General features: G+C 39.3%; 2 protein-coding genes. Both read right to left on the minus strand.

The window, feature by feature from the left end; genetic code table 11:
• Positions 1-205: 205 nt before the first annotated feature.
• Complete coding sequence (locus tag Q0224_RS09735; protein ID WP_297950965.1) at positions 206-466, minus strand: hypothetical protein; 261 nt, start codon at positions 464-466, stop codon at positions 206-208.
• Between the two features lie 112 nt (positions 467-578).
• Positions 579-1495: autotransporter outer membrane beta-barrel domain-containing protein (locus tag Q0224_RS09740; RefSeq protein WP_297950966.1), on the minus strand; the 917-nt coding region annotated here is incomplete at its 5' end.

Below are 1495 nucleotides of genomic sequence, written 5' to 3' on the forward strand. Positions count from 1 at the left end.
GAAATTTTGCTTATAAATTCTAAGACAAGCAGTTTTAAAATTTTATAATTTTAAGTTTTACGTGATTTTTCTTATACAATTTCACTTTTACTTCGAAATTTCGTAGCTACTTCTAAAATATAAAGCGCAGGATATAAATAAAAGTCAATAATGATGGTATTGCCGCTTTGATAAGCTTTTTGGGCTTTGGTAAAAGAACCTAAGATTACGCCAGTTCTTTAAACATAAGGCAGGCTATGAAATTCCTCTGCGAATTGAGCCTAAATTCTTTCGTATTGAGGAATTTTAAAGAGGCATAGAAAGCGTAGAATTTTATGAATTGCCTTGCGCCACTTGCGGTAAATTTAACGCGGGCGGATACGGTGCGTTTAATAAGATCGTTATCGCATAAGAGCAGAGCTACTAAATTTATCCCGTTTTGCATTGCAAGATCGATGGTCTCTTTATGCGCCGCAAACGGGATCATCTGCGTAGCGTCTAAATTTAAAAAGGGGCGAGAAATCTATCGCCCCTGAAATTTTAAGTATAGGATTTGATTTTATAGATGTGTGAGCTAGGGCTTGCTCGCTTCTTTAAATTTAAAACATAATCTCAAACCCTGCATTGATAGCCCCACCTCTTGTTTTACCTATGTAGCCCTTGCCTCCTAGGCTAAGGATAAGGTTCTTGCTCTCATACTTATAGCCGGCTTCAAATACTCCGGTTGAACCTTTTAGGCTAGGCTTAGGAGCGTCAAGTCCCATAGTAGATGCTTTAGCATCTCCGCTAAACTCATACTCATAAGCGCCTCCAAAGTATAGGTTATGCTCATCTTTTAGATTTATAGTATCTCTAATACCCGCTCTTACTCTATTAGATGTAATGCTATCAAAGTGATATCTCTCGCCAGAGCTTATAGTAGCATCGGCATCATCCGTGTAAGCATATAGCCATTTAGTATAAACGTCTAGTTTATTACTTTGGCTTAGATCAAAGATCTGACCTATTCCTATATGAGTAGCCATATAAGTTGAGCTTATATCAAACTTCTCATTATGAGCTAATACTCCAGGAGCTATGGCATAGGTCCAGTCGTTACTATTGTAGTCGCTGCTTATCTTACCTACGTGAAAGCTTGCATCAAGGTAGGTGCCGCTAGTAAAGTTTTGCTTTAGCATCAAGCCTCCGCCTATATACTCGCTATCTCCATCTGCGTGTAGACCGCTATCTAAGTAGCTATCGTAGTTGGCTTTTCCATATTCAACGAATACTCCGCTTAAGATATCTCCTGCGAAATTCTCAGTTAAGCTGGCAAGTCCTGCTGCTACTCCATAGCCTTTGGAATTTACGTGTGAGCCCGTCTCATACCTTAGATCATAAGCTTCGCTTATAGCAAAAGGAAATAGCTCTAAATGACCGTCAGGTATTAGCTTATCTAGGTAGTTGGTGATTAACTCGCTTCCGCTCTTTAAGCTAGCTAAGCTTGCAGCTCTGGTTTCTGCGAAGGATTTGGTAT

The organism is uncultured Campylobacter sp., from assembly GCF_938002845.1.
GTDB lineage: Bacteria > Campylobacterota > Campylobacteria > Campylobacterales > Campylobacteraceae > Campylobacter_B.

Excerpts from the sequence above, each read along its gene's own strand:
- Q0224_RS09735 (WP_297950965.1), bottom strand. The coding sequence starts at position 466 with ATGATCCCGTTTGCGGCGCATAAAGAGACCATCGATCTTGCAATGCAA.